This window comes from Lysobacter sp. Root690 (genome assembly GCF_001427785.1).
In the GTDB taxonomy this organism is placed as follows: domain Bacteria; phylum Pseudomonadota; class Gammaproteobacteria; order Xanthomonadales; family Xanthomonadaceae; genus Lysobacter.
In genome coordinates, this window is the sequence record NZ_LMHM01000017.1 from 198,602 (window position 1) to 224,396 (window position 25,795).

A 25,795-nucleotide genomic window follows, 5' to 3' on the forward strand; every position below is an offset into this window, starting at 1 on the left:
CCGATAACGCCGATCACTCGAGTGCGGGCGCGGCGCTCACAGCGCCGCGGGCTGTTGCTGGGTCACGCAATGCACCATGCCGCCGTTGCGATACAGGTTGCGCACGTCGATCCCGATCACGCTGCGGCCCGGATACAGGTCTTGCAGGATCGACTTGGCGACGGCGTCGTTGGGATCCTTGTACTCGGGCACCAGCACGACGCTGTTGCCGACGTAGTAGTTCACGTACGAGCCTTTGTAGCCCAGCTCATAGCCGTACGCAGTCACCACGTCGCGCGCGGTCAGCGGCAGCTGCACGATGCGGTACGCGGCGCCGTCGATGTCGCTCGCGCGGTACAGGCGATCGATGTCGGCCGACGACAGGCCCCATTGGCGCAGATCGGCGGGGCTCATGGTGACCACGGTGTCCGGCGTGCCGAAGCGGGCGAAGCCGTCGATGTGCATGTCGGTGATGTCGTCCTTGCCGCCGGGCGCGCCGTCGAGCCAGATGAACTTGGATACGCCCAGTTGCTCGGACAGCACCGCTTCGAGTTCGGCTTCGCTGAGGTCCGCGTTGCGGTTCGGCTCGCGGGTGGAACTGCGCGTGGCCATCAGCACGCCGCGTCCGTCGACTTCGATCGCGCCGCCTTCGAGGACCACGTCGTTCACGTCCACGCGCGGCAGGCCGAGGCGGCCGGCGACGGTGGCGGGCACGGCGTCGTCCTTGCGGTAGGGCGCATCCAAGCCCCAACCGTTGAAGCCCCAGTCGGTGATCGTGAGCTGGTTGTTGCGGTCGTAGACGAACAGCGGGCCGTTGTCGCGCACCCACACGTCGTCGGTCGGGCGGATCAGGAAACTCACCTTGGTCAGCGCGACACCGGCTGCGTTGAGCAGGGCGCGCACGCGGGTCTGCTCGTTGGCGTCGTAGACGATGATGTGCACGTTCTCGCTGGCGACCAGCGCGCGGGTCATCGCCACCCAGGTCGGATCGAGCCGGTCGCGGTAGGCGCGGCCGTAGGTGTAGGCGTGCGGCCATTGCAGCCAGGTGCCTTCGTGGCGCGCGGTTTCGTCGGGCATGTAACCGCCGGTCTGCGCGCGCGCCGCGCCGGTGGCTGCGGCGCTCAGGGCGAGGGCGCAGAGCACGCCGGCGACCAGCGGACGCCAGCCGGCGCGGGGAAGGGTGGAGATATTCATGGGAGGAACCTGTCGGGTGGGCTTGGAGGCGCACCTTAGCCAGCGAACCTGACATCCAGCTGATAGCGGTGATTTGCTGATGGATTACCCGTCGACAGCGGCCGCCATGACGCCCGCGCCATCACCACGCCCGCGCCATCACAAGGCCAATTCCACCCGCGCGCCGCCGCCGACGCGGTTTTCCAGTCGCAGCTCGCCGTCGTGCAACTGGGCGATGTGCTGGACGATCGACAAGCCGAGTCCGCTGCCGCGGCTGGCCGGGCCGGTCACGAAGGGTTCGCGGATGCGTTGCAATAACGCGTCGGGAAACCCCGGGCCGCGGTCCTCGACGATCACCTTGTGGCCGCTGACGGTCACGCTGATCGGTTCATCGCTGGCGTCGGTCGCCGCGTGCAGTAACGCGTTATCGATCAGATTGCGCACGGCGGTCTGCACCAATCGCAGATCCACGTTCACCACCGACTCGGTGGCGTGAAAGGCGATCGGCCGGTCTTCGGGCAGGATCGCTTCGACCAGCAGATCCAGGCGCACGGGTTCCTTGCTGACCGGCGACGCCGCTGCATCCAGCCGCGCCAACAGCAGCAACTGTTCGACCAGGCCGGCGGTTTGGGTCGTCACTCGCTCGATCTTGGCCAGCGCTTGCGCCGGCGGTTCGCACCCGTCCTGCGCCGATTCGCACAGCGCCTGCAAGCGCGCGACCGGCGTGCGCAGCTCGTGCGCCGCCGCGGCGATGAAACGTTCCTGCTGTTCGAACGAGGCGATCGCCGGCCGCAGCGAGCGGCGCGACAGCACATGGCCGACAAGGATGCCGAACGCGGCCAGCGCCGCGGCGATCGACACGGTCCAGCGAACGAAGGCGGCATGCGCGGCGTCGCGCGCGCCGGGATCGGCCAACACCAGGATCGCGGCGATGGGTCGGTCGCGATCGTCGTAGGTAGGCTTGGCCTGCAGCAGGTAAGCGCGGCCGCGCCGGTCGCGGCCTTCGTTCGCTATATCGCGGCCGCCGGCGATCACCGCATCGGCCAGGGCGAACGGTTCGGCGAGATCGAAGCGCGGATGCTCGGGGCGCAGCAACACCTCCGGCGGAGGCCCTTTGCCGATCACCCAGATATCGCTGCCGCTGTCGATTACGTCGGGTTCCTTGCGCAGCACTTCGTCGTGAAAGCGGCCGTCGCTGTCGAACCACGTCAAGCCGTAAACGGCCGTTGCGCGCAGCCGCGCGCTGGAGGCGAGGTCGAGTTGCGCCAGCCGCGCATGCGTGGCGATGGCGACCGTGCACAGCACCACCACGCACAGCAACCACGCTGCCGTCCACACCGCGGTCAGACGCAGATGCAGTCGACGCAGGACCTGATCACGCCGTCGCGTCATCGCGTCCGTCCAGTCGATAACCCGCGCCGCGCACGGTGTGCAGCAGCGGCGGGCTGCCGAGTTTGCGGCGCAGCGCGGCGATCAACACCTCGTCGGCATTCGATGCCGGCTCCTGACCTTCGCCCCAGCAACTGGCGATGATGTCGCCGCGGGCGACGACCTGTCCGGCGCGCTCGGCCAACAATTGCAGCAACGCGAATTCCTTAGGGCGCAGCGGCAGCGCGATGCCGCCGCGGCGCACTTCGCGACGGCCCAGGTCGACTTCCAGATCGGCCACGCGCAACACGCTGGGACGGATCCCGCCGCCGCGTCGGCCGATCGCGCCGATGCGCGCCATCAGTTCGTCCATCGAGAACGGCTTGATCAGATAATCGTCGGCGCCGCCGGCGAAACCGTCGATGCGATCCTCGACCGCATCGCGCGCGGTCAGGAACAAGGCCGGCGTGGCGATGCCGCGCTGGCGCCATTGCCGCAGCGATGCGAGCGCGTCGCCATCGGGTAGGGTGCGATCGAGCACCAACGCGTCGTAGCCATACGACAGCACGAAGGATTCGGCCGTGGCCAGATCGGCGGCCTCGTCCACCGCGTGCCCATGCGCGCGCAACCGTCCGGCGACGGCCTCGCGCAAATCGGTCTGGTCTTCGAGTACGAGCAGGCGCATGGGCGAGAGCTTACCGCCGCCGCGGCCCGGACGCGCGGGGCGTCACAGTTTGCTTCGAAATCTTCCCGGCAACGCCCGTTATCGGCCCTGGATCGTCCTTGTCGCCCGCACGAGGCCGTGACCACTGTGATGTGTGCTGCATCGACCGTCGCGCCAGCGCAGCCGCGCACCGATGCGACGGATCGCGGAACGCTTCGGAAAGTGAACTGCGTATTGATTTAACAACTCGATGGCACTTCACCTGTCCGTTGACCGTGGTGCGGGGCGTTGACCAGAACGGGGCGAGTTCATTGATCTTCTCATTGAGCCATTGGCAAGCCGCGCAGGCCGGCTCGCACGACGACCGCTGATGCCCCGCCTGCGATGCACCGGCATGCGCAAGGCGTGATCCACGCCACAACGAAGTTGCGACTTCACCCAGGCCTGCACCAAGGAAATCCGACTCAGTCAAGGAGAGTGCTATGAGAACCACATGGCTCAAAGACGTATCCGACGGCAGGCGATGGTTGCGCCGTCTGGCCATTGCGACCGTGCTGGTCTGCCTGCCGCTGCAAGCGGCGCTGGCCAGGATGCACGAAACACCCAGAAGTTTTTCGCTGCAGGACAAATCGCTCAAGGCCGTGCAGCGCAAGACGCTGACCGCGGTCGATGCGCAGCGCCTGTTGGCCGAGGATCGCTCGCGCGCAAAGGCAACGCAGTTGCCTTTGCCGGTGCGCTTCGCGGTCGATGCGGGCGTGGCCTTCGATCTGAACAACGCAGGCACCTGGCAGACGCTCGCCGACGGACGGCTGTGGCGTCTGCGTATCCAGTCGCCCGGCGCGGTCAGCCACAACCTCGGCCTGACCCGGTTCGACATGCCGGTGGGCGCGAAGTTGTGGATCTACGATACGGCCGGCAAGCAAGTGGAAGGCCCCTACCTCACCCACAACCGCAGCCACGACGGCCGCTTGTGGACGCCGATCATCAAGGGCGACGAGATCATCGTCGAAGTGTTCGTGCCCAACGGCGTGGCGCAACCGGCGGTGACGATCGGCAAGGTCAACCAGGGCTATCGCGATTTCGCCGACGACAGTCTGGAAAAACAGGGTTCGTGCAACAACGACGTGGTCTGCCCGGTGGGCGCTCCGTGGGCCAACGAGATTCGCTCGGTCGCGCGTTACAGCATCAGCGGTACTTCGCTGTGCAGCGGTCAGCTGGTCAACAACACCTCGTTCGATTTCACCCCGTATTTCCTCAGCGCCTACCACTGCGGCGTCACCGCCGCCAACGACGACACCCTGGTGTTCTACTGGAACTTCCAGTCGCCCACCTGCGGCGCGCTGAGCGGCGGCAACCTGTCGGATAGCCAAACCGGCGCGATCTTCCGTGCGTCCTATTCGCCGAGCGACTTCCTGCTGGTGGAGCTGGAAGAAGAACCCGATCCGCTGTCCAACGTGTTCTATTCGGGTTGGGACGCGAGCGGCGCGGCGCCGGCTTCGACGGTCGGCATTCATCATCCGTCCGGCGATGAGAAGGCGATCTCGTTCAACACCAATGCGGTCACCTCCACCGCGTATCTGTCCAACACCGTCAACGCCGCGGCGAACCACTGGCGGGTCGATGCGTGGGAAGACGGCACCACCGAAGGCGGTTCGTCCGGCTCGTGTCTGTGGAGCGCGTCGACCAAGCGCTGCGTCGGTCAACTGCATGGCGGCTACGCTTCGTGCAGCGCGCCGACCACCTCGGACTGGTACGGCAAGCTCAGCGTGAGCTGGAACGGCGGTGGCACCGCCGCCACCCGCCTCAAGGATTGGCTCGATCCGACCAACACCGGCATCATCGGTGTCGACGGCGACCCGCACGTGACCACGCTCGATGGCACCCGCTACGATTTCCAGGGTGCCGGCGAGTACACGATCCTGCGCGATCCGAGCGGCGTGGAAATCCAGGCGCGGCAGACGCCGATCGCCACCTCGTTCACGCCGGGCGCCGATCCGTACAGCGGCCTGGCCACCTGCGTGAGCCTCAACAGCGCGGTCGCCACCCGCGTGGGCAAGTACCGCGTCACCTATCAGCCCAACCTCAACGGCGTGCCCGATCCCAAGGGACTGGAACTGCGCATCGACGGCCGGCTGACCGCGCTCGGTTCGGGCGGCATCAACCTGGGCAACGGCGGCAGCATCAATCCGACCTCCGCGCCGGGCGGCATCAAGATCACCTATCCCGACAAGTACAACCTGCAAGTAACGCCGGGCTGGTGGTCGAGCGAATCCAAGTGGTATCTCAACATCGGCGTGACCCGCAAGCTGGCCGACGGCGCGAACGGCGCGCAGCCGGGCAGCAACCTGGTCGGCGGCATCGGCGCGCCGTTGGCGCCGAAGAGCTGGTTGCCGCCGCTGCCCGATGGTTCCGGTCTGGGCCTGCGTCCGGCCGCGTTGCACGATCGCTACGTCCATCTGTACAAGAAGTTCGGCGACGCGTGGCGGGTGAGCCACAGCTCGACCTTGTTCGACTACGCCCCGGGCACCTCGACCGAGACCTTCACCAACAAGGACTGGCCGATGGAAAGCCCGCCGTGCAACCTGCCGGGCGCCGAACCGGTCAAGCCGCTGCCGCTTGAAGTCGCGGTGCAGGAATGCCGCATCGTGAAGGACGAGCGGACCCGCCAGAACTGCGTGTTCGACGTGATGATCACCGGCGAGCGCGGCTTCGCGCAGACCTATGCGCGCACCCAGGACGCCAATGCGAAGGAGGCCGCGAAGGCCGCGGGCGACTCGGCTAAGTGAAGCAGGCAATGGCCGGCCGTCGATGGCGGTTGCGGCCGTAGCGGCAACGCCGGGGGAGCGATCCCTCGGCGTTGCGTTGTGGGCGGTTGGCGCGGATGGCGAGGCTCGCGCTGGCGAAAGCAGCTGGGAACCCATGAAAACAAGGGGTTTTCGCGGTATCGGCCAATCGCGGCCGTCGGGTTTATGAACGATCAGGGAACGCTGTGCGCACGCGCATGAATTCGCTAAATCGGCCGCAAGCGGCGCGAATATCGGCGTACCGATCAGTCCGTGTACGCATCGACCGGCAGGCCGCGACCATTCGCGTGTAAAATGGCGATCTTTTAGCCAGTAGTAATGATGCAAGCACCTCGACGGGCTACGGTTCGCGGCCCGACGTTCATCCGCACGCTCGCTCGCCTGACCGCCGCCGACGTACCACCTCCCGCGCGATCGTTGTCGGATCAGCTGAGCCAATGGGTCGATTGGACCCACGCCGTGGCGCTGTCCACGGCGCTCGACGGCAGGCCGCCCGCGGCGTTGCTCGACGACCGGATCCTCAGCAGCGCCGACGACGACGAATGCGCGCGCGTGCGCGCTTCGCTGACGGGCGCGATCGTCTCCGACCGTGCCTTCGCCGCGGCGACGCCGCGTGGGCCGGGGCAGGCCAGCGCCGCCGACGCGGACGAGACGCTCGATTTCCCGTTCTACCGTCAGCGCTATCTCGCTCTCCAACAGACCATGGAGGCCGGTGTCGGCCGCCTGCGCGAGCGCCTGCGCGCGCTGCTCACGCATGCCACGCCCGGCCTGGTCCGGCTCGCCGCCGTGGATGCGGTCATGGAGCGCGCCTTGAGCCGGCGCGAGCGGGCCTTGCTGGCGGCTGCACCGACGCTGCTGAGCGAACACTTCGAGCGCCTGCGTCAGGCCGCGTTGAGCGCCGCCGCTGACGCGGAGGGCGACGCGCCGACCGCCGCGCCCAGCGCGTGGCTGGACGCATTTCGCAAGGACATGCAGAACGTATTGCTCGCCGAACTGGACGTTCGCCTACAACCGGCGCAGGGCCTGCTCGCGGCCCTTCGCACTCATGCAAAGAACTGACATGCTCAGAAATCTGCTTTATCCCGCGGTCTTCGCCGCCGGTCTGATCACCGTGTGCTGGGTCGGCGCGGGCTATGTGGCCGCCAATCCGCTGGCGTTGTCGGTGGTGGCGCTGATCGCCGCGTGTTATCTGGCCGGCGGGTTCGAGTTGTATCGCTACCGTCAGGCCACCGCGACGCTGCAGCAGGCCGTCGCCGACCTGTCGCAGCCGCCGTCGAACCTCGGCGACTGGCTCGGTCGCCTGCATCCTTCGATACGCAACGCGGCGCGCCTGCGCATCGAAGGCGAGCGCGTGGCCTTGCCGGCGCCGTCGCTGACGCCGTATCTGGTCGGCCTGTTGGTGCTGCTGGGCATGCTCGGCACCTTGCTGGGCATGATGACGACGCTGCGCGGAACCGGGATGGCGCTGGAAAGCGCCAGCGACCTGCAGGCCATCCGCGAGTCCATCGCCGCGCCGGTCGCGGGACTGGGCTTCGCCTTCGGCACCTCGATCGCCGGTGTCGCCGCATCGGCGATGCTCGGTCTGCTGTCCGCGCTGTGCCGGCGCGAGCGGGCGCTGGCGGCGCAGCGGCTGGATCTCGCCATCGCGACCACGCTGCGCACGCATTCGCAAACCTATCGCCGCGAAGAAGCGTTCAAGCTGCTGCAACAGCAAGTCGAGGTGATGCCGACCCTGGTTGAACGGCTGCAGGCGATGACCGCGGCGATCGAACAGCACAGTCAAGCCGCGCACGAGCAGTTGACGTCGCGTCAGGACGCGTTTCACGAGCGCACCGACGCGGTCTATGGCCGACTGGCGTCGTCGGTCGAGGCATCGTTGAAGGCGAGCATCGCCGAGAGCGCGCGCGTCACCAGCGAGGCGTTGCAGCCGATCGTGGAAACCACGATGGCGGCGATCGCGCGCGAGACCGCGTCGTTGCACGAGGCCGTTACCGAGTCCGTGCAGCGGCAGATGGATGGGCTGTCGGCGGGTTTCGCCGCCAGCACCACCACCGTGGCGGGCATCTGGAGCCAGGCGCTGGTCGACCAGCGCCAGTCCAACGAAGGCTTGGTGCAGAACCTGGGCAGCGCGCTGGATCGCTTCACCGACAGCTTCGATCGCGGCGCGACCGGCTTGGTCGACACCGTCTGCGCGCGATTCGAAGCCACCGCCGAGCAGGCGGCGAATGCCTGGAACACCGCGTTGTCGCGGCAGGCGAGCGCCAACGAGGACGTGGCCGCGCGCAATCAGCAGGCGCTGGTCGCGACGACGCAGGCATGGAACGACACCTTGTCGCGGCAACTCAGCGCCAACGAAGACATGGCCACGCGCAACCAGCAGGCGCTGGTCGCGGCGGCGGATGTTTGGAACGAGTCGCTGTCGCGTCAGTTGAGCGCCAACGAAGACATGGCCGCGCGCAACCAGCAGGCGCTGGTGACGGCGGCGGATGCTTGGAACGAGTCGCTGTCGCGGCAACTGGCCGCCAACGAGGACATGGCCGCGCGTAATCAGCAAGTGCAGGTCGCGGCGGCGGATGCGTGGAACGAGGCTCTGTCGCGGCAATCGAGCGCCAACGACGAAGTGGCGACGCGCAATCAGCAAGCCTTGATCGCGGCCGCGGCGACGTTCGAGCAGCACGCCACGTCGCTGCTGCAGGCGATGGGCGAATCGCACGCCAGCCTGCAGGCCGAACTGGAATCGCGCGATCAACAGCGCCTGTCCGCGTGGACCGACGCGTTCGCGTCGATGGCCGCCGAACTGGGCCAGCGCTGGGAGCAAAGCGGCGAGCACTCGGTCGAACGCCAGCAACAGATCTGCGATGTCCTCGCGCAGTCCGCGCGCGATATCGCCGCGCAGACCCAGGCGCAGGCGCAGGAGACGATCGCCGAAATGTCGCGTCTGGTCGATGCCGCGTCGCAGGCGCCCAAGGCCGCGGCCGAGGTCATCGCCGAGCTGCGCCAGAAACTGTCCGACAGCATGGCGCGCGACACCGCCATGCTCGACGAGCGCAATCGTCTGCTGGCCACGCTGGAAACCCTGCTCGACGCGGTCAATCACGCGTCCACCGAACAGCGGGTCGCGGTCGATGCGCTGGTCGCCACCTCGGCGGATCTGCTCGATCGCGTCGGTACCCGCTTCATCGATCATGTCGGCGCCGAAACCGGCAAGCTCGGCGTCGTCGCCGCTCAGGTCGCCGCGGGCGCGGTCGAGGTCGCGAGCCTGGGCGATGCGTTCGGCGCGGCGGTGCAGCAGTTCGGCGAATCCAACGAAGCGCTGGTGATCCGCCTGCAGGGCATCGAGACCGCATTGGACAAGTCGCTCGCGCGCAGCGACGAACAGCTGGCGTACTACGTGGCGCAGGCCAGGGAAGTCATCGACCTGAGCATGCTCTCGCAGAAGCAGATCATCGAGGACATCCATCAGCTGGCCGATCGGCGCGCCGCCGATGGGGCGCAGGCGGCATGAGCGCGGATATCTACGACGATGGCGGCGACGGCGAATCGACCGCGCCGGTCTGGGCCGCGTTCGGCGACCTGATGTCGGTGCTGCTGGGCGTGTTCGTGCTGATCCTGGTCGGCGTGCTCGGCGTGCAGATGCAGCTGTCGAGCCGACTGGACGAGGAGGTCAGGCAGCGCCGGCTCGAAGCGCAACGCCGTAGTTCGCTGGAACAGGCCTTGGCGGTGCCGCTGGCGGCGGGGCGGGTGACCCTGGTCGACGGTCGCATCGGTATTCGCGGCAGCGTGCTGTTCGCGTTCAACTCCGAGCACCTGCAGCCGGAGGGCCGCGAGTTGTTGAAGAGTCTGGCCGGCCCGCTGTCGGGTTACCTCAAAACCCGCAACGAAATCCTGATGATCAGCGGCTTCACCGACGATCGCCAGGTGCGCGAGGGCAACGGCCAGTTCGCCGACAACTGGGAACTGTCGGCGCGTCGCGCGTTGACCGTCACCCGCACCCTGATCGCCGAGGGCGTGCCGGCGTCGTCGGTGTTCGCCGCCGCGTTCGGCGCGGAGCAGCCGGTGAGTTCCAATGCCGACGAACAAGGGCGGGCGAAGAACCGGCGAGTGGAAATTGCGCCGATTCCGAAACCACCCAAGGCGAAGTGAAGCAGCGTGCGCGATAGTCAGGCCAACGCCCGGACAGTACTCGATGCGTGGCGCGAGCAAGGCGCCGATCGCATGAGCCGCGTGCGGTTCCAGCGCATCGATGCGCTGGAGCGCCGCGCCGCGAGCCACGACGGCGAGGTGCGGCGTCTTCTCGATGCGCGCCTGGCCGAACTGATCGCGGCCTATGCCGCCGATCTGGAAACCGCCGCTTTCCCGATCGCGACGCGCGACGAGGATGCAGCGACGAACACGCCTGCGAGCGATGCGATCGGCGCCCTGGTCGGCTACATCGCCGAGCAGGCAGCGCTGCGCGATGAGATTGCAGCAGACGACGCCACACCGCGCCCCGCATTTCCGGAACTCGCCGCGCTCGACGATTTCAGGAAGCTGTGGTCGGCCGTGCGCGTCGAAAACCAGACCCGGGTGTCGCTGGAGCAGGTGCCCACCGATGCCGGCCCGCTCAATTCCGGCGCGCTCGTGCATCGCTCGCTGACTCTGATGCGCGAAGTGTCGCCGGGCTATCTGCAGCACTTCATGGCCTACGTCGACGCCCTGACCTGGCTGGAACGGATGAGCGACGACGGCGTGCTGGCCTCGGACGATACCTCCCAAGCCGCGGCCAACGGCAAGCGTACCCGCGACAAGCCGCGCAAACGGCGCGAATGAGGCGGTAGCGTTACTGGCGCCGGTCCGGTTCGCCGGCGAGATCTGCGGCTTCGACTCGAACCTGTCCCGTCTGGCGACGATTGTGCTCGCAACGCGGGTCAGCTGGTCCACACTTCGAACCTCAATCCACGAGAGAAGAAGTGCATGAAGTCTTTGCTGATGCTGCTGGGCGCGACCCTGGCGATCGTGCTGGGCAGCTACGACGTCCGAGCCCAGACGACCGAGGCGACCGAGAAAACCTTCGTCGATGCGGTCAAGGCGCGCGCCATGCCGCTGCGGATCGCGTCGGCTGGCCTGTCGGGTTCGGGCGCCGAATTTCTGCTCACGCAGGCGGCGGCCTCGCAGTTCGTCCTGATCGGCGAAGACCATGGCTTCGCCGACACGCCGCAGTTTGCCCAAGGCTTGCAGGCCTCGCTGGGCGACAAGCGTTTCGATCACTTGGTCCTGGAAATCGGCTACTACGCGGCCCGCCGGGTCGAAGCGGCGCAGTGCGAGCGCAAGGACGGGCTGGCACGACTCAATCAGGCGTTTCCGTTCTTCTCGCCGTTCGTGAATTTCAGCGAAGACGGCGCGCTGGCGGCCTCGTTCGCCGCCTGCGATCCCACGGCGCCGTCGCTGTGGGGCATCGACCAGGAGTTCCTGCTGTCGTCGCAACTGCATCTGGACCGTTTGCAGCAACTGACCACGAGCGAACCGCAGCGCAAGCAGTTGTCGGTGTTCCGCCGCGAGGCCGATGCGGCCTGGAACGAGATGGTGACCAAGCACGATCCGGGCTCGATCGTGCTGGTCAACTGGAGCGCCGAGGATTTTGCGCGCCTGCGTGGCATCTTCGATCCAAGCCGCGATCAGGAAGCGGTGGCCCTGATCGACGCGATGGCCGCGAGCGCGGAGATCTATCGTTCGCAGAACACCGGTGCCTACGCGTCCAACCGCGCTCGCTCGGTGATGATGAAGTCGTTGTTCATGCGCAACTACCAGGCGGCGCAGGCGAAACAGCCGCGACCGCGGGCCTTGTTCAAGCTCGGCGCGTACCACGCCGCGCGCGGCCTGACCCCGACCCAGCAATTCGATATCGGCAATCTGGCCTCGGAGCTGGCCGAGTCGAACGGCGGGCGCAGCTTTCATGTGCTGGTGCTGATGAACGGCGGCGAGGTGAATCGCCATTTCCCGTTTTCGAAGGACAGCACGGACGAACGCACCGCCTACGACGCCAAGGAGGAGTTGAAGACCCTGGGCATCGAAGCGCTGCTGGCGGTTGCGCCGGTGGACGACGCGGTGGTGATCGATCTGGCCTCGCTGCGGGCCGATGGGCCGCGCATGCCGGCTGGAAATCCGATCAATCGCCTGATCTACAACTACGATGCGGTGGTGCTGGTGTCCAAGGGCCATGCCGCGTCGAGTTACTAACCAGCGGCTCAGGCCCCGAGCCAATCGCGCAACGCGCCGGCGCGTTCCTGGCTCACCACGATGTCCTGTTGGCAGCCGGCGATCAATTCCAGTTCCAGTTTGCCCTTGAAGCCGCGATGCACGCGCGCGATCGCGTCGATCTGGACGATGGTCTGGCGGTTCGCGCGAAAGAATCGCGCGGGGTCGAGCATCGGCATCAGTTCGTCGAGGCTTTGCGACATGACATGGCCTCGCGCCTCGCGGGTCACCAGCCGGACCACCAGATCCTTGTGGAAGTAGGCGATGTCGTTCACGGGGACGGAGGTCAGTACCTGCCCGGTGGCGACCAGGAAACGTTCGCGATAGCGCTGGCCCGGGCCGAAATACGCCTGGGCCAGATCGACAGGACGAGGGGCCGGGCTTGTACCGGCCAGGGTCAGCTGCCGCCACTTCGACAGCGCGAGCGCCAGGCGCTCGGGCCGCAAGGGTTTCAACAGGTAGTCGATGCCGAACGCATCGAAGGCCTTCAGCGCGAACTGATCGTAGGCGGTGGTGAAGATGATCGGAATGCTGGCCGGGATCGCATCGAGAATGTCGAAGCACAGGCCGTCGGACAGGTGCACGTCCATGAACATCAGGTCGGGCAGCGGTTGCCGCGACAATCGCTCGATGCAGGCCGCGACCGAGCCCAGCGGCGCCTCCAGTTCCAGCTCGGGCGCGCTCTGCCTGAGCAGATCCAGCAGCGTCCGGGCCGCGATGGCCTCGTCCTCGACGATCAGGGCGCGCATGGCAGCAACGGCACGGTGACGCGGAACACGTCCGCGCTGCGTTCGATCCGGATCTCGCGCTCGGACAGCAGGCGATAACGCGCCTGGATATGGCTCAGGCCGTTGCCGGTGCCGCGTGTATCGCCGCGGCGCGCGCGGATCGGATTGCTGACGGTCAGCGCGTCGTTCTCGCAGTGGATGTCCACTTGCATGCCTTGTCCGGATTCGATGTCGTTATGGCAGACCACGTTTTCCAGCAGCAGTTGCAGGGTCATCGGCGGGATCGCGCGGCCGGCGACTTCGTCGCAACCGCTTATCCGCACCTGCAGGCCGTCGCCGTGCCTGGCCCGCAGTATCTTCAGATAGGCCTCGAGAAATGCAAGCTCCTGCGGCAGCGGTACCAGATCGAGATGGTTGTGCAGCAATACGTAGCGGAAGATGTCCGACAGATCGAGCAGTACCGAGCGCGCCCGCGCGGGATCGTGTTCGATCAGTCCGTACACCGTGTTGAAGCTGTTGAACAGGAAGTGCGGATTGACCTGCGCCTTGAGCGCGTCGAGTTCGGCCCGGGTGACGGCCAGACGCTGCTGTTCGGCCTCGGCCTGCGCGGCCCGCCACTGCCGGAAGAAATCGAACACCAGTTGAAACGCGGCCAGCGCCGTGCCGAAGATCAGCGCCAGCAGCAGAGTGAAGGCGATATGCGGCCATCCGAGCACGTCGTGGGCGCCCTGTGCGATTTCGTAGAGCTTGAGCGGGATATAGATCAGCAACAGGTAGACGCAGGCTAACGCCACCGACAAGCCGAGCTGCGCCACCACCCGCAACGCGCCGGCTGTCCGCCACGACACACGCCGGTCGAGGCAGCGCGAAATCGCGCGAATGCCTTCCGCGATCACGTAGATATTGAACAGGTACAGCCCCAGCGCGGACCACGACCGACCCGGCGGCTCGTCGAACATCGCCGCCAGCTCGATGCTGGCCAGGGCGAGGCCGGCGACCAGGGCCGGCACCCACAGCCGTGCCCATGTCTCGATGCGATCGGCGCGGTGGTCCAGCGGTTTCATCGCGCCAGGGTGCCTGCTGGCCGCTACCGTGCCAAGGATTGTGTTGCGAAGCCCGAATAATTCGACGCGAGCCCTGACGATGCCGTTGCGTGCGGCGTCATCCCGCCGTCGCAGGCCGGTGGCGCATCCGCCTCACTGGATCGCGCCGCCCAGCCATGCCCAGACCGACGCGGAGCCCACGCACCAGGCCACGGCCCACAGCGCCGGCAACCGGAAAATCGCCAGCATGCACAGCCCGATCGCCACGATGACCATATCGCTCGGGCTGTTCACGCCCTCGCGCCACACCGGGTCGTAGAACGCGGCGGCGAGCAGACCGACCACGGCGGCGTTGACGCCGGCCAATGCCCGAGCGGCGAGGCGACCCCGCGCTATCGCGGCCCATACCGGCAGCGTCGCGAACAGCAGCAGGAAGCCCGGGAGAAAGACGCAAAGCAGCGCGAGCGTCGCGCTTGCCAGTGGCGCCGCGCCCGCATCGACGCTGGCGCCCAGGTAAGCGGCCAACGAAAACATCGGTCCGGGCATCGCCTGCGCGGCGCCGTAGCCGGTCAGGAACGTATCGGCGCTCATCCATCCGGTGTCGACCAATTCGCTTTCGAGCAAGGGCAACACGACGTGTCCGCCGCCGAACACCAGCGCGCCGGATCGATAGAACGCGCTCGCCAGCCCGCCCAACGAGGGCGACCCGGCCGGTAGCAGCAACGAGCCGGCCAGTCCGGCCAAAAACAGCAATGCGCAGATCGCCGCGGTCCGGCGTCCGTATGCAACCGGAAAGGATGCGATCGCGCCGGTGGCGACGGCCGGACACAACCACGCGCCGAGCGCGCCGCCGGCCGCGATCGCCAGCAACTGCCAGCCGGCGCCGCCGAGCAGCAGCACCAGCGCGCACGCAGCGGCCGCGATCGCCACGCGCCGTAGATCGGGCGTCAGGGTACGCGCCATGCCGACCAGGCCATGCGCCACCACGACCACGGCCACGAGCTTGAGGCCATGCACCACCACCGCGCCGGCGGCATGACCGAGCAGGCGTGGCGCATACGCGGCGAGGCAGAACATCAACAACATCGACGGCGCGGTGAAGGCGACGAACGCCGCCGCCGCGCCCCACCATCCGGCGCGAAACAGGCCGATGGCCATGCCCATCTGACTGCTGGCCGGCCCGGGAAGAAACTGACATAGCGACAGCAACTGCGCGAACGAGGCATCGCTGAACCAGCCGCGACGCGAGACGAACTCCTCGCGGAAGTAGCCCAAGTGCGCGATCGGCCCGCCGAAGGAGGTCAGGCCCAGGCGAAGAAAGATCCGGAATACTTCGCTTGCATCGCCGCGCATCGCGAACGAAGGATGCGACTGGGTGTCGGGCTGCGGATTCATGCCTGAATTGTAGCGGGGCGATTTCGATCGATGACGGCGACAACCGGCGAGTCGATCGATCGGTCGAACGCGGCGGACCGAACGGAGTGGAACTGCGCATGCCGGTCGGCGAGGTGAGCGAAGCGGCGTATCGGACACCGGGCAACCGCCGGATTGCGCAGCGCGCATCGGAAGAAATGGTCGGGCCGATCTTCCCGTCGATACTTCCCTCGGCATGCGCCACGCCAACGCTATCGACATCGACACGCGCGGTGGCGCCGCATGAGGCGATGAGCCAACTCTCGCGAGTCGCACTTTGCGCTTGAGCGTCGCATCGATCCGACGTCGCACGATCGAGTTCTGCAGCCGCTTGTGCATCGCAACAGAGCAGGCGACGCCGTAGCGACGCGCCCACGGTGTTTGATTCGCAATGTCTTCCGAGGAAAAGCGTCGATGCGGTCACCTTTAGTTGACCGGTCGCAAGCTGTCGCAGCGTCCGAATCCAGGCCTGTATGCGTTTCCCATCCGAGGATCCTTTTCGACCCGCGCAAAAACTCATCTCACCGCGATCTCACACGCCGATACCGCAATCGATCCCGATTGACACCGCCCAAGCGTGCCTCTAGCGTGTGCGCTCGCGTTCCGTGCCTGGAGTCGCTGCAACAACGCATGGACGCGAGACGTCTTTCCTGCACTTCAACCGCAGTCGACGCAACCAAGGAGTAGGTGATGAGCGATGTTTCCGAAGGCGCGGCCCTGGTCGCCCAGTGGCGCACCGATGCTGAAAGCAACAACCCGGCGGGTCCTCTGTTCATCGGAGGCGAGTACGTAGAGTCGGACATCATCGGTGAAGTGGCTCCGGCCATCACCGGGTGTTCGCTTTGTACCGGTTCGATGCGCATTAACTGCTGCGCCTGATCCACGCGACACCCGATGGGTTCCAGGCCGTCCGCCGAATCTCGCAAGCGGCGCCGGCGGCCTGGTTTATCGGCCGCGCCTGCGTGCCGGTCGCGCATCCCCGGGTTCGGCAACGACCCGACTTCTTACCGATTCGCTACGGCCGCAAGGGCGATGCCATGGATGCAATGCAGCATGCGCGCGGCGGGCATCGCCGTCGCGGTGACGTGAGCCCGGTTGCGCGGTTGCGTTTCCCGCCAGCCATCGCGGCCGATCGCGCGTGACCGTCGCCGCGATCCAGGAAAATTTCGAAGCCTCGCTGCATTGCCTGGTCGAACCGGCGCTCGATGCGCTGCGTGCCGACCTTGCCGCCGTCGCCGGATTGGCCGCGGGCGAATCCGAAGCGGTGCTCGCCGCGACCGGCGAATCGCTGCTCGCCTTCCTGCACGGCAAGGTCGCCCGCGTGCTGGTGCTCGAACTCAACGCCGCGCGCGTCACCGGCCGCCTCGATGGCAGCGATGCCGCGCAGCGCTGGGCGCAGTTTCGCGAGCTGTCCTCGCAGCGCTCGTTCTGGGACGAACTTGCGCCGCATTACCCTTCCTTGCCGCTGCGCATCGGACGGATCGTCGCGAATCGCTGCGCGGCGTCGCTGAATTTCGCCCGCCATTGGGTCGCCGACAAAGAAATGCTGGCGCCGTTGTGCGGCAATGCACCGGGCGAGCTGCGGCAACTGAGTTTCGGCGCCGGCGACAGCCATCGCGGCGGGCTGTCGGTCGCGCTGTTGCGGTGCGATGGCGGCCGGCTGGTGTACAAGCCGCGTTCGGTCGCGATCGACGATGCCTTGCATGCGTTCGTTGCCGAGCTCAGCGCCGACGCCGCTATCGAATCGAGCATCCGCGTACCGCGTGTCATCGACGGCGGCGAGCACGGCTGGGCCGAGTTCGTCGCCCACCGTTACGCCGCCGACGAGGTCGAACTTGGCGCGTTCTATCGCGGCATCGGCCATTGGCTGGCGATCATGCGCGTGCTCGGCGGCAGCGATTTGCACGCCGAGAATCTGATCGCCGCCGGGCCGAGCCCGGTAGTGGTGGACTGCGAAACCTTGTTCACCCCGCGCATCGCGCCGCATCCGTCCGGTTTCGGCGAGGCCTACGATCAGGCCGCGGGCCTGCTCGGCCGCAGCGTGCTGACCATCGGCCTGCTGCCCGGACGCGGCCAGGGGCTGGGTTGGCGCGGGGTCGACAACTCCGGCATCGGCATGTTGCCGGGGCAGCAGCCGATGATGCCGCTGCCGCATATTCTCCAGGCCGGCACCGATCAGGCGCATATCGGCATGGCGATGTTCGAGGCCGGCGTGGCCCAGAACCATCCCTGCGCGCAACCGGCGCTGGCGCGGTTCTGGCCCGATGTGCTCGATGCCTTCGACGGCATGACCGCGCATCTGCAGCGGCTCGACGACAGCGGCGCGTTGCGGCAACGGTTACAGCGCTTCGCCGATTGCGAAGTGCGCGTGGTCACGCGCGCGACCGAGGTCTACGCCGAGATCGGTCGCATGCTGTGGCATCCGGTTTCGCTGCACGACGATGCCGCCGCGCGACGGCGCGCGCACGACGTGCTGTCGAAGATGGCGGGCAATAACTCGATCGCGCCGGCCGATCCCGCGGTGATCGAGGCCGAGATCGACGATCTGTTCGACGGCGACGTTCCGTTCTTCAGCACGCTCGCGCGCGACGGCCGCCTGGTCGGTCCACGCGGTACGTTCTGGCTTGCGCCTTGCGATCTGGTCGACCACGCCCTGCAGCAATGGCGCACGTCCGACCTGCCGTTGGAGCGCGGCATCATCCAGGCCGCGCTGGTCAGCGCCTATCTCAACGATGGCTGGGTGCCGAGCGAGCAATCGCTGCGGCCGCAACAGGTGCGCGACGGCGATATCGAATCGCGTCGGCGCGCACAAGCGGCCGCGATCATGCGCCGCTTGCTGGATGCGGCGATTCGCGGCCGCGACGGCAGCGTCGTCTGGATCGCGCCGAGCGTAAGTCCGACCGGATCGTCGATCCAACCGATCGAACAGGATCTGTACGGCGGCATCTGCGGCATCGCGCTGCTCGCGGCGGCCTATGCGCGCGAAACCCTGGCCGGTCGCGCCGACCCGGTCGACGGCGTCGACGAGTTGTTGGCCGCGGCGCTGCATACGCTCGATCTGGCCGAAGACAAGCGCCGCGTCGCCGAAAGCCGCGCGCTCAAGCTGCGGCCGCGATCGATCGGCGCTTACATCGGCCTGGGTTCGCAGATCTGGACCCATCTCGTGCTGGCGCATTGGGGTCGCGACGGCGGTCAGGGCGTGCAACGCGCGCGCGCGCTGGCCGATCGCATTCCGGCCGCCGCGACCGCCGAGCGCAGCAACGATCTGATCGACGGCGTGGCCGGCGCGATCGCGCCCTTGCTCGCGCTGGCGAACGCGAGCGGCGAGTCGGGCTATCTGACGATGGCCTGCGAACTCGGCGATCTGTTGGCCGAACGCGCCCAGCACCGCGACGGCACCGCGTACTGGGCCGAAACGCGCTGGCCCGACGGCATGGGCGGCTTCGCCCACGGCGCCACCGGTATCGGCTGGGCCTTGAGCCGGCTCGCTCGCGCTTCCGGCCAGTCGAGTTATCAGACGCTGGCGCAAGCGGCGTTCGCGTTCGAGGATGCGTTGTTCGATCAGGACGAAGGCAACTGGCTGGATCTGCGCGACTTCGAAGAAGCGCGTTCGACCGCGGCGTGGTGCCACGGCTCGGTCGGCATCGGCCTGGCTCACGTCGATCTCGATCCACGGTTGAGCGATTCCGCCACGCGCCTGCTGGTGCGGCGCGCGGCGGCGGCGACCTGGCGCATGGGGCTCGGCGCGAATCACGGCCTGTGCCATGGCGATCTGGGCGCGTGGGAATTGCTGGACCACGCGATCGCGCTCGGCGAAGCGCCGCAGGGGCTCGGTCGTGAGCATGTGCTGGCATCGATCCTGACCAGCCTGGAGGATCACGGCCCGACCTGTGGCGTGTTGCGCGATACCTTCGTGCCCGGCCTGATGTCGGGACTGGGCGGCATCGCCTATCAACTGCTCAGGGCGCATCCCGACAGCGACCTGCCGTCGGTGTTGACGCTCGCCGATCCGGGTCGCTGAGCACGTCGATATCCGACGCGGCGCGCGGCGACCGCACCGGATTCGATCGAATCGTTGCGACGCGGCGGTCAGGGCTTGGGATGGGCGAGAAAGAAATCCCAGGTCAGGTTGCTGGCGTCGGGGCCGGAGGTGTCGCCGTACAGGCTGCAGGCGCAGCCGCCGGGATAGGCATGGCCCGCGCCGTCGATCATGTATTGCTCGATCAATGATTGGCCCGCGGCGTCGCGATAGGTCGTGCGCGTATACGAGCGACCGCCGGGAACCTGAGCGTATTCGACCTCGTCGGCGACCGCATCGATGCCATCGATCGTCGCCCATTGTACGGCGATGCGATCGGCCGTTGCCGGTGGAACGACGATATCGGCGGTGCCCTGGAAGATAATCGCGGGCACCGCGCGACGGCGGCTGCCCATTTCGGCGATCGCCTTGTTCCCGGCGGCCGCCCCCGATTGCTGTTGCAGGATGTCGCAGTCGTACTCGCAGCCGGCCAGGATGCTGGTGGCCGCATACACATCGGGATAGGCGATGGCCATGATGTTGGCCATGACGCCGCCCGCGGACACGCCGGTGACGTAGATGCGCTTCGCATCCACGCTGTACTGCGAGCGCACCTTGTTGGTGATGCCGGCGATCAGCGCCGGTTCGCCCATGCCGCGATGACGGTTGCTGCTCAGGAACCAATTCCAGCAGCCGGCCGGGTTGGCGAAATTGTTCTGGTCGGGAAACACCACGATGAAGCCGCGTTGCTCGGCCACGCGCGCCCAACCCGACAGCAGTTCGAAGCCGACGTCGTTCTCGGTGCAGCCGTGCAGCGCGACCAGCAGCGGCATCGCCACGCCTGGCCGATAACTCGTCGGTACATAGCCATGGTAGTCGCGTGCGCCAAACACGCTGATGTAGGCGCCGTTGAAGTAACCGGCGGCGTAGGAGGGACTGGGGATCGCGACGGCCAGCATCAGCGCGGCCAGCGCGAGGATGAGGCGTCGGCGTAGCGACTTGCGCAACTCGTACATGCCACGGTCTCCTGGTGGGTACGGCGGGTGGAGCGTGCGGACGGTCCGGGCCAAGCGGCGGCGATGTTCGCGATCGCCACTGCCGGCGATGCGCGGAATCCGCGAGAGGGCGGATCGCCGGGTAGCGGTGTTGTAGCCGCTTGCGGGCCACCGCGTTTTACCGTCGGCGAACTCGTTGTTGACCTGGGCCGACCCCGAATTGCGAGCGGCATCGCGCGACGCCCGCAACCGCCTTGTAGTCGCGCGGCAGGTCCGCAATGATGCGGCGACGCCGGCGCGGGTTCGACTCCACGCCACGGATCGCTTGAAACGAGGTCGTTTCGGCGGCTCGCCGCGCAACCCCATCGCAACCCGTGGAGAGGGCATGACCGCTCGCTATAGCCTGGATACCGTCGCCGATTTCGTGTCGCAGGAAATCGGCGTGACCGACTGGCAGGCGGTCGAGCAGGCGACGATCGATCAGTTCGCCTCGGCCACTGGCGACCGGCAATGGATCCATGTCGATGTCGAGCGCTGCCGCCAGGAAAGCCCGTTCGGCGGCCCGATCGCGCACGGGTTCTTGTTGCTGTCGCTGCTCGCGCCGATGCAGATGCGGCTCGGGCTGATGCCTTCGGGCGTTTCGCGGGCGATCAACGCCGGCCTGGGCGAGGTGAAGTTCCAGTCGCCGGTGCTCGCCGGCGAATCGGTGCGGCTGCGGGTGACCCTGGCCTCGGTCGAACCCAAGGGCGCCGACCGCGTGTTGATGGTCACCCGCAACGTGCTGGAAGTGCAGGGCAAGGACAAGCCGGCGCTGACCGCGAGCATGGCGGCGATGCTGTATCGCTAGGCGTCGCCGCCGGTCGCGCTCGCGCTCAGTGGCGGCGCAACTGGGTCGGCGACACGCCGTAGATCTGGCGGAACACCCGGCAGAAATTCGATTGCGAGCGAAAGCCGTTGCGGTAGGCGATTTCCGAGATCGGCAGGTTCGCCAGCGCGGCGCTGGTCAACATCTCGCGCGCCTTGCTCAGGCGCAGCGCGCGCAAGCGTTCCATCACCGACTGGCTGCTGTCGCGGAACAGCCGATGCAGATAGCCCTCGGAGATGCCGCAGCGCCGGGCGATGGTCTCGGCCGACAGATCTTCGTCGGCGTAATGCGATTCGATGCAGTCCAGCGCCTTCTGCTTGTGCGCGGCGGCCAGCGAACGATCGTCGCAGAAGGTGCGGGTATCGCCGCGCAGCATCAACGCGACCAGATCGCATAGCTGGGTGGTCAGCACCTGCGCTTCGCTGTCGCCGATCTGGCCGGCGAGGCGATCGATCTGGCGCGCGTACACGCCGAGCAATTCGGCGCGCGGGTCGCTGCCGTCGAGCGGCGCGGAAAACACCGTCGGCAGGTTGGATACGCGCTGGCGCAGCAGGTGCACCGGGATCAGGGTGTTGAAGCTTTCGTAGTGGCCTTCGGGCTGCACGTCGCCGACCACCGCCGCGGAGATGAGATAAATGCGTCGCGGCTCCAGCAGCACCTCGTGACCGCCGACGACATTGCGCGAGCGCCCCGCCGCCGGCAGCGCCAGCACGTAGTTCTGCGCCAGCCCGGACAGATGCACCGAGGTGCGGCGCATGTGCAGGCCGCTGAGCGCGATGTGATTGAGCTGCAGCGCGCCGACCGACTGGCTCGCCAGCCAGCCCATGCGGCCCTCGGGCCGGGTCAGCTGGATGTCGGCGCTGCCAAACCCGGGCGAGGACACGGTCGACCAGCCGCCCGTCGCGACCGCGGGACTCGGCGCATTCCTCGCGGAAAACACTACGCGCGTGGAAGGAACGGTTGCGGACATCGGCCACCTCGGGCGGATCGGATCAGCGGCATCTTAGGAGCGATCCGGCCCGCGCCGCATGTTGCGACGCAGCACATCGAGTGCAGTCATCGTCAATGCGCGGTGCTGCAAACGTAGAACCGACCCGGCGCATGGCCGCTATGTTGCTTGCGACACACCGGCGCCGATGGGGCGCGGTTCGGGTCGGACGCGGTCCGACGCCGGACCGCACGCGGCGCGGCATGCATCCGATGACGGCCGCGCCTTGCGCGGCCATGGGCGAGGGGATCGAACGAAATGAAGCAAGGGATTTTGAGCGCGGCGATCGGTCTGGCGATGCTGATGCATCTGCAGCAGGCGCAAGCGCAGGACGCGGCCGAGCCTGAGCAAGCGCAAACCACCGAAGCAGTGGCGAAGAAACCGACCCAGCTCGAATCGGTCACCGTGACCGCGCGCAAACGCGAGGAGACCTTGCAGGACGTGCCGATCGCGGTCAGCGCGTTCACCGCCTCGGCGCTGTTCGAGCAGAACGTGCAGAACCTCGGCGACCTGCAGGGCAAGGTGCCGTCGTTGCAGGTGTATGCCGCGCGCGGCTCCAACACCACCTTGACCGCGTACATCCGCGGCATCGGCCAGGCCGATCCGACCTGGGGCTTCGATCCCGCGGTCGGCTTGTATCTCGACGATGTCTACCTGGCCCGGCCGCAGGGCGCGCTGCTCGACGTGTTCGATGTCAGCCGGATCGAAGTGCTGCGCGGCCCGCAGGGAAGTTTGTACGGCAAGAACACCATCGGCGGCGCGATCAAGTACGTGTCCAACCCGTTGCCGAAAGCCACCCAGGGGTCGGTCGAGGCCAGCATCGGCACGCACGGCGAGCAGGGCATCAAGGCGAGCCTCGGCGGCGCCAGCGACAACGGCGTGTGGCGCGCGCGCGTCGCGGCGGCGAGCATGCACAACGACGGTTATGGCGAAAACCTGACCTACGACAGCCGCAACGGCAACAAGAACACCAATGCCGCGCGCGCGACGTTGGGTTTCTTTCCGTCCGACGAGTTCAGCATCGAGCTGGCGGTCGACGGCATGCACGATAATTCGAACCCGCGCGGCGCCAAGATGCTCAAGGCCAACCGCTTCTACCCGTCGTACCGGCCGCTGGACAGCGATTACGACACCCGCAGCGGCATGCCGCAGGTCAATCACAGCGAACTCGAGGGCGCCGCGCTGACCGCCAAGTGGATCGCCAACGCCGATTGGAGTTTCAAGTCGGTCACCGCCTACCGCAGTTCGGAAACCCGCTCGAACATCGATTTCGACACCTTGCCGCAGAAGATCGGCGATGCCGGCGGCAGCTACAGCGATCACCAGTTCAGCCAGGAGCTGCAGGCGAATTTCGATTCCGGCGGCAGCGTGCACGGCGTGTTCGGGCTGTTCTATTTAAACGGCGCCGCCGGCGGCATCAACCGCAGCACCTTCCTGGGATCGCCGCCGTACAGCTTGCTGGGCTTGTCGCAGTTCGCGGTCAGCAGCGGCAAGGTCGACACCCGCAGCGTCGCGGCCTACGCCGATTTCAGCTGGGACATCGATCCGGACTGGAGCCTGGACGTCGGCCTGCGCTTCACCGACGAAACCAAGCGCGCGCTGATCCTCAACTACGCCTACGCCGATCCGGCGTTCCAGCGGCCGATCACGGAGCTGGCCAACTTCACCGGCTCGAATTCCTCGCGCAACGTCTCGCCGAAGGTATCGCTGTCGTGGCGCGCGAACGATCGCATCAACCTGTACGCCAGCTACAACACCGGTTTTCACTCCGGCGGCTACAACATCCGCGCCAACTGCGCGGTGATCCCGAGTTCATGCCGGCCGATCGACGACGAGAAGGTCCAGTCCTATGAACTGGGCAGCAAGATGACCTTCTTCGACGATCGCCTGATGATCAACACCTCGGTGTTCCACAACGACTATTCCAATATCCAGTTGTCGGTGTTCACCTCCTACACCTTGCCCGGCGGCAGCACCGGTTTCTTCGGCGACTACACCAATGCCGGCAAGGGCTACATCCAGGGGCTGGAGCAGGAGTTCGCCTGGAAGCCGTCGGAGCACTGGACGCTCAGCGGCAACCTCGCCTATCTGCGCACCAAGTACAGCGAGTACCTCAGCGGCGGGGTCGATATCGCCGACAGCCAGCGCTTCACCAACGCGCCGCGCTGGTCGGGTGGGCTCAGTCTGGACGGGCATTATCCGCTGGCCCGCGGCGGCAGCCTGGGCGGGCGGATCAACTACAGCTATCAGACCAAGATCTATCCGGAGACCACGTTGTCGCCGCTGATCGCGCAGCGCGCCTACGGGCTGTGGAACGCGGGCGTGATCTGGCAGATCAACGAACCGTGGACGCTGAGCCTGCAAGGCAGCAACCTGGCCGACAAGTCGTATCGCACCACCGGTTACAACGTCGCCGCGTTGGACATCGTGACCGGTTTCTATGGCGCGCCGCGCACGGTGACTTTGTCGGCGCGTTATGAATTCTGAGCACTCGCCAGTCGCGAACCCATCGCACGCAGGGGATTTGACACCCACCATGTCGGCCGAACGATTCAATACGCTGCGCTGGCGCAGCCAGGACGGATTGCAGCTGTACGCACGCGATTATCCGGGCGCGCCCGGCGTCGAGGCATCGGCGCGTTGCCCGGTGATCTGTATTCCCGGCCTGACCCGTAATTCGGCCGATTTCAATGAGATCGCGGCGACGGTGGCGGCGAGCGGACGGCGGGTGCTGGCCGTGGATCTGCGCGGACGCGGACAGTCGCATTACGCCACCGATCCGGCGACGTACAGCGTCGATACCTATGCGCTCGACATCCTCGAACTGATGCGCTCGCAATCGATCTCGCGCGCGGTGTTCATGGGCACCTCGCTCGGCGTGTGGGTAACGCTGACCATCGCCTCCAAGCGCGCCGACGCAGTGGTTGCGGCGGTGCTCAACGATGCCGGACCGGAAGCGCCGAAGGCCGCGCTGGACCGGATCGCGCGTTACGCCGGCATTCCGGTGCCGCCGATGACGCGCGAGGACGCCGCGGCCTATATCGAGCGGATCGGCGCCGCGGCCTATCCGCGTTATACCCGCGCCGATTGGGTCGGCATGGTCGACCGGATGTTCCGCGTGCGCGACGACGGGCTGCTGGTGCTCGACTACGACCCGCGCATCATTCGCACCCTGGGCCCGATCAAGCTGTGGTTGCTGCGGCCGCTGCTGTGGCGCCTGTACCGCAAGCTCGCCACGCAACGGCCGACCTTGATCCTGCGCGGTGAGTTGTCGGACGTGCTCGAAGCGCGCACCGCGCGGCGCATGGCGGCGGTGTCGCCCACCGCCCGTCTGATCGAAGTGGAGCAGGTCGGGCATGCGCCGTCGCTGTCGGAGCCCGATGCGGTCGCCGCGATCATGGCGTTGTTGCGCGAGGTGGATTGAATCGATCGCCCGGGCTTGTCGCAACCCGAGCCTAAAGCATCGGGACTCAGGTCCCGCCCATGAAAATCACGTGGCTAGCTCGCAGCCTGGAGACTCCCG

The 25,795-nt window shown here is 67.0% G+C and carries 19 protein-coding genes; 11 read left to right on the forward strand and 8 right to left on the reverse strand.

The window, feature by feature from the left end; translation table 11 throughout:
- Positions 1–36 precede the first annotated feature (36 nt).
- From ASD86_RS21500 to ASD86_RS21510, 3 genes are all read right to left on the reverse strand, one after another.
- The gene (locus ASD86_RS21500) at positions 37–1,173 is read right to left on the reverse strand and encodes an agmatine deiminase family protein (protein ID WP_056115615.1); all 1,137 of its coding nucleotides are present in this window, start codon (positions 1,171–1,173) and stop codon (positions 37–39) included.
- Between the two features lie 138 nt (positions 1,174–1,311).
- Positions 1,312–2,544, reverse strand: coding sequence for a HAMP domain-containing sensor histidine kinase (locus ASD86_RS21505; RefSeq protein ID WP_056115619.1), 1,233 nt, complete (start codon positions 2,542–2,544; stop codon positions 1,312–1,314).
- Positions 2,528–3,205, reverse strand: coding sequence for a response regulator transcription factor (locus ASD86_RS21510; protein WP_056115622.1), 678 nt, complete (start codon positions 3,203–3,205; stop codon positions 2,528–2,530). Before ASD86_RS21510 ends, ASD86_RS21505 begins: the two co-directional genes overlap by 17 nt.
- Positions 3,206–3,666: 461 nt before the next feature.
- Between ASD86_RS21510 and ASD86_RS21515 the strand changes: the two genes are divergently transcribed.
- From ASD86_RS21515 to ASD86_RS21540, 6 genes are all read left to right on the forward strand, one after another.
- The gene (locus ASD86_RS21515; RefSeq protein ID WP_157476984.1) at positions 3,667–5,970 is read left to right on the forward strand and encodes a hypothetical protein; all 2,304 of its coding nucleotides are present in this window, start codon (positions 3,667–3,669) and stop codon (positions 5,968–5,970) included.
- 336 nt (positions 5,971–6,306) lie between these two features.
- On the forward strand, positions 6,307–7,047 hold the full coding sequence (locus ASD86_RS21520; protein ID WP_056115631.1) for a DUF3348 domain-containing protein: 741 nt from the start codon (positions 6,307–6,309) through the stop codon (positions 7,045–7,047).
- A 1-nt stretch (position 7,048) separates the two neighbouring features.
- The gene (locus tag ASD86_RS21525) at positions 7,049–9,493 is read left to right on the forward strand and encodes a DUF802 domain-containing protein (protein ID WP_056115634.1); all 2,445 of its coding nucleotides are present in this window, start codon (positions 7,049–7,051) and stop codon (positions 9,491–9,493) included.
- A complete protein-coding gene (locus tag ASD86_RS21530; RefSeq protein WP_056115636.1) occupies positions 9,490–10,131 on the forward strand; it encodes an OmpA family protein in 642 nt (213 codons plus the stop codon). The genes ASD86_RS21525 and ASD86_RS21530 overlap by 4 nt, the downstream gene beginning before the upstream one ends.
- Before the next feature lie 6 nt (positions 10,132–10,137).
- Positions 10,138–10,797, forward strand: a complete 660-nt coding sequence (locus ASD86_RS21535) for a DUF2894 domain-containing protein (protein ID WP_056115638.1) — start codon at positions 10,138–10,140, stop codon at positions 10,795–10,797.
- Positions 10,798–10,941: 144 nt separating this feature from the next.
- Entirely contained in the window at positions 10,942–12,204 is a 1,263-nt protein-coding gene (locus ASD86_RS21540) for a hypothetical protein (RefSeq protein ID WP_056115641.1), read from the forward strand.
- A gap of 8 nt (positions 12,205–12,212) precedes the next feature.
- Here ASD86_RS21540 and ASD86_RS21545 read toward each other — a convergent pair whose 3' ends face one another.
- The 3 genes from ASD86_RS21545 to chrA all read right to left on the reverse strand — a co-directional run bounded on the left by ASD86_RS21545 (position 12,213) and on the right by chrA (position 15,388).
- Positions 12,213–12,971 carry a LytTR family DNA-binding domain-containing protein gene (locus tag ASD86_RS21545; protein ID WP_056115644.1) on the reverse strand — a complete coding sequence of 253 codons (759 nt, stop codon included), beginning with the start codon at positions 12,969–12,971 and terminating at the stop codon, positions 12,213–12,215.
- Positions 12,959–14,014 (reverse strand): histidine kinase, encoded by a 1,056-nt coding sequence (locus tag ASD86_RS21550; protein WP_056115647.1) that lies wholly within the window; start codon positions 14,012–14,014, stop codon positions 12,959–12,961. The genes ASD86_RS21545 and ASD86_RS21550 overlap by 13 nt, the downstream gene beginning before the upstream one ends.
- Before the next feature lie 132 nt (positions 14,015–14,146).
- Positions 14,147–15,388 carry a chromate efflux transporter gene (gene chrA / locus ASD86_RS21555; RefSeq protein WP_235567861.1) on the reverse strand — a complete coding sequence of 414 codons (1,242 nt, stop codon included), beginning with the start codon at positions 15,386–15,388 and terminating at the stop codon, positions 14,147–14,149.
- Between the two features lie 708 nt (positions 15,389–16,096).
- On the opposite strand from chrA, the gene ASD86_RS21560 reads away from it, so the two are divergent.
- Entirely contained in the window at positions 16,097–16,285 is a 189-nt protein-coding gene (locus ASD86_RS21560; protein WP_036102482.1) for a DUF6229 family protein, read from the forward strand.
- 259 nt (positions 16,286–16,544) lie between these two features.
- Entirely contained in the window at positions 16,545–19,427 is a 2,883-nt protein-coding gene (locus ASD86_RS21565) for a type 2 lanthipeptide synthetase LanM family protein (protein ID WP_056115650.1), read from the forward strand.
- Positions 19,428–19,495: 68 nt separating this feature from the next.
- Here the strand turns inward: ASD86_RS21565 and ASD86_RS21570 are convergent, their stop codons facing one another.
- The gene (locus ASD86_RS21570) at positions 19,496–20,440 is read right to left on the reverse strand and encodes a PHB depolymerase family esterase (RefSeq protein ID WP_056115653.1); all 945 of its coding nucleotides are present in this window, start codon (positions 20,438–20,440) and stop codon (positions 19,496–19,498) included.
- A gap of 364 nt (positions 20,441–20,804) precedes the next feature.
- On the opposite strand from ASD86_RS21570, the gene ASD86_RS21575 reads away from it, so the two are divergent.
- Positions 20,805–21,266 carry a MaoC family dehydratase gene (locus ASD86_RS21575; RefSeq protein WP_056115656.1) on the forward strand — a complete coding sequence of 154 codons (462 nt, stop codon included), beginning with the start codon at positions 20,805–20,807 and terminating at the stop codon, positions 21,264–21,266.
- Positions 21,267–21,291: 25 nt separating this feature from the next.
- Here the strand turns inward: ASD86_RS21575 and ASD86_RS21580 are convergent, their stop codons facing one another.
- Positions 21,292–22,254: an AraC family transcriptional regulator gene (locus ASD86_RS21580; protein ID WP_082578602.1), complete on the reverse strand. Its 963-nt coding sequence runs from the start codon at positions 22,252–22,254 to the stop codon at positions 21,292–21,294.
- 276 nt (positions 22,255–22,530) lie between these two features.
- On the opposite strand from ASD86_RS21580, the gene ASD86_RS21585 reads away from it, so the two are divergent.
- Together ASD86_RS21585 and ASD86_RS21590 are read left to right on the forward strand one after the other, a co-directional pair.
- On the forward strand, positions 22,531–24,759 hold the full coding sequence (locus ASD86_RS21585; protein WP_056115661.1) for a TonB-dependent receptor: 2,229 nt from the start codon (positions 22,531–22,533) through the stop codon (positions 24,757–24,759).
- A gap of 49 nt (positions 24,760–24,808) precedes the next feature.
- Positions 24,809–25,696 (forward strand): alpha/beta hydrolase, encoded by an 888-nt coding sequence (locus ASD86_RS21590; RefSeq protein WP_056115664.1) that lies wholly within the window; start codon positions 24,809–24,811, stop codon positions 25,694–25,696.
- The last annotated feature ends 99 nt before the right edge of the window (positions 25,697–25,795 follow it).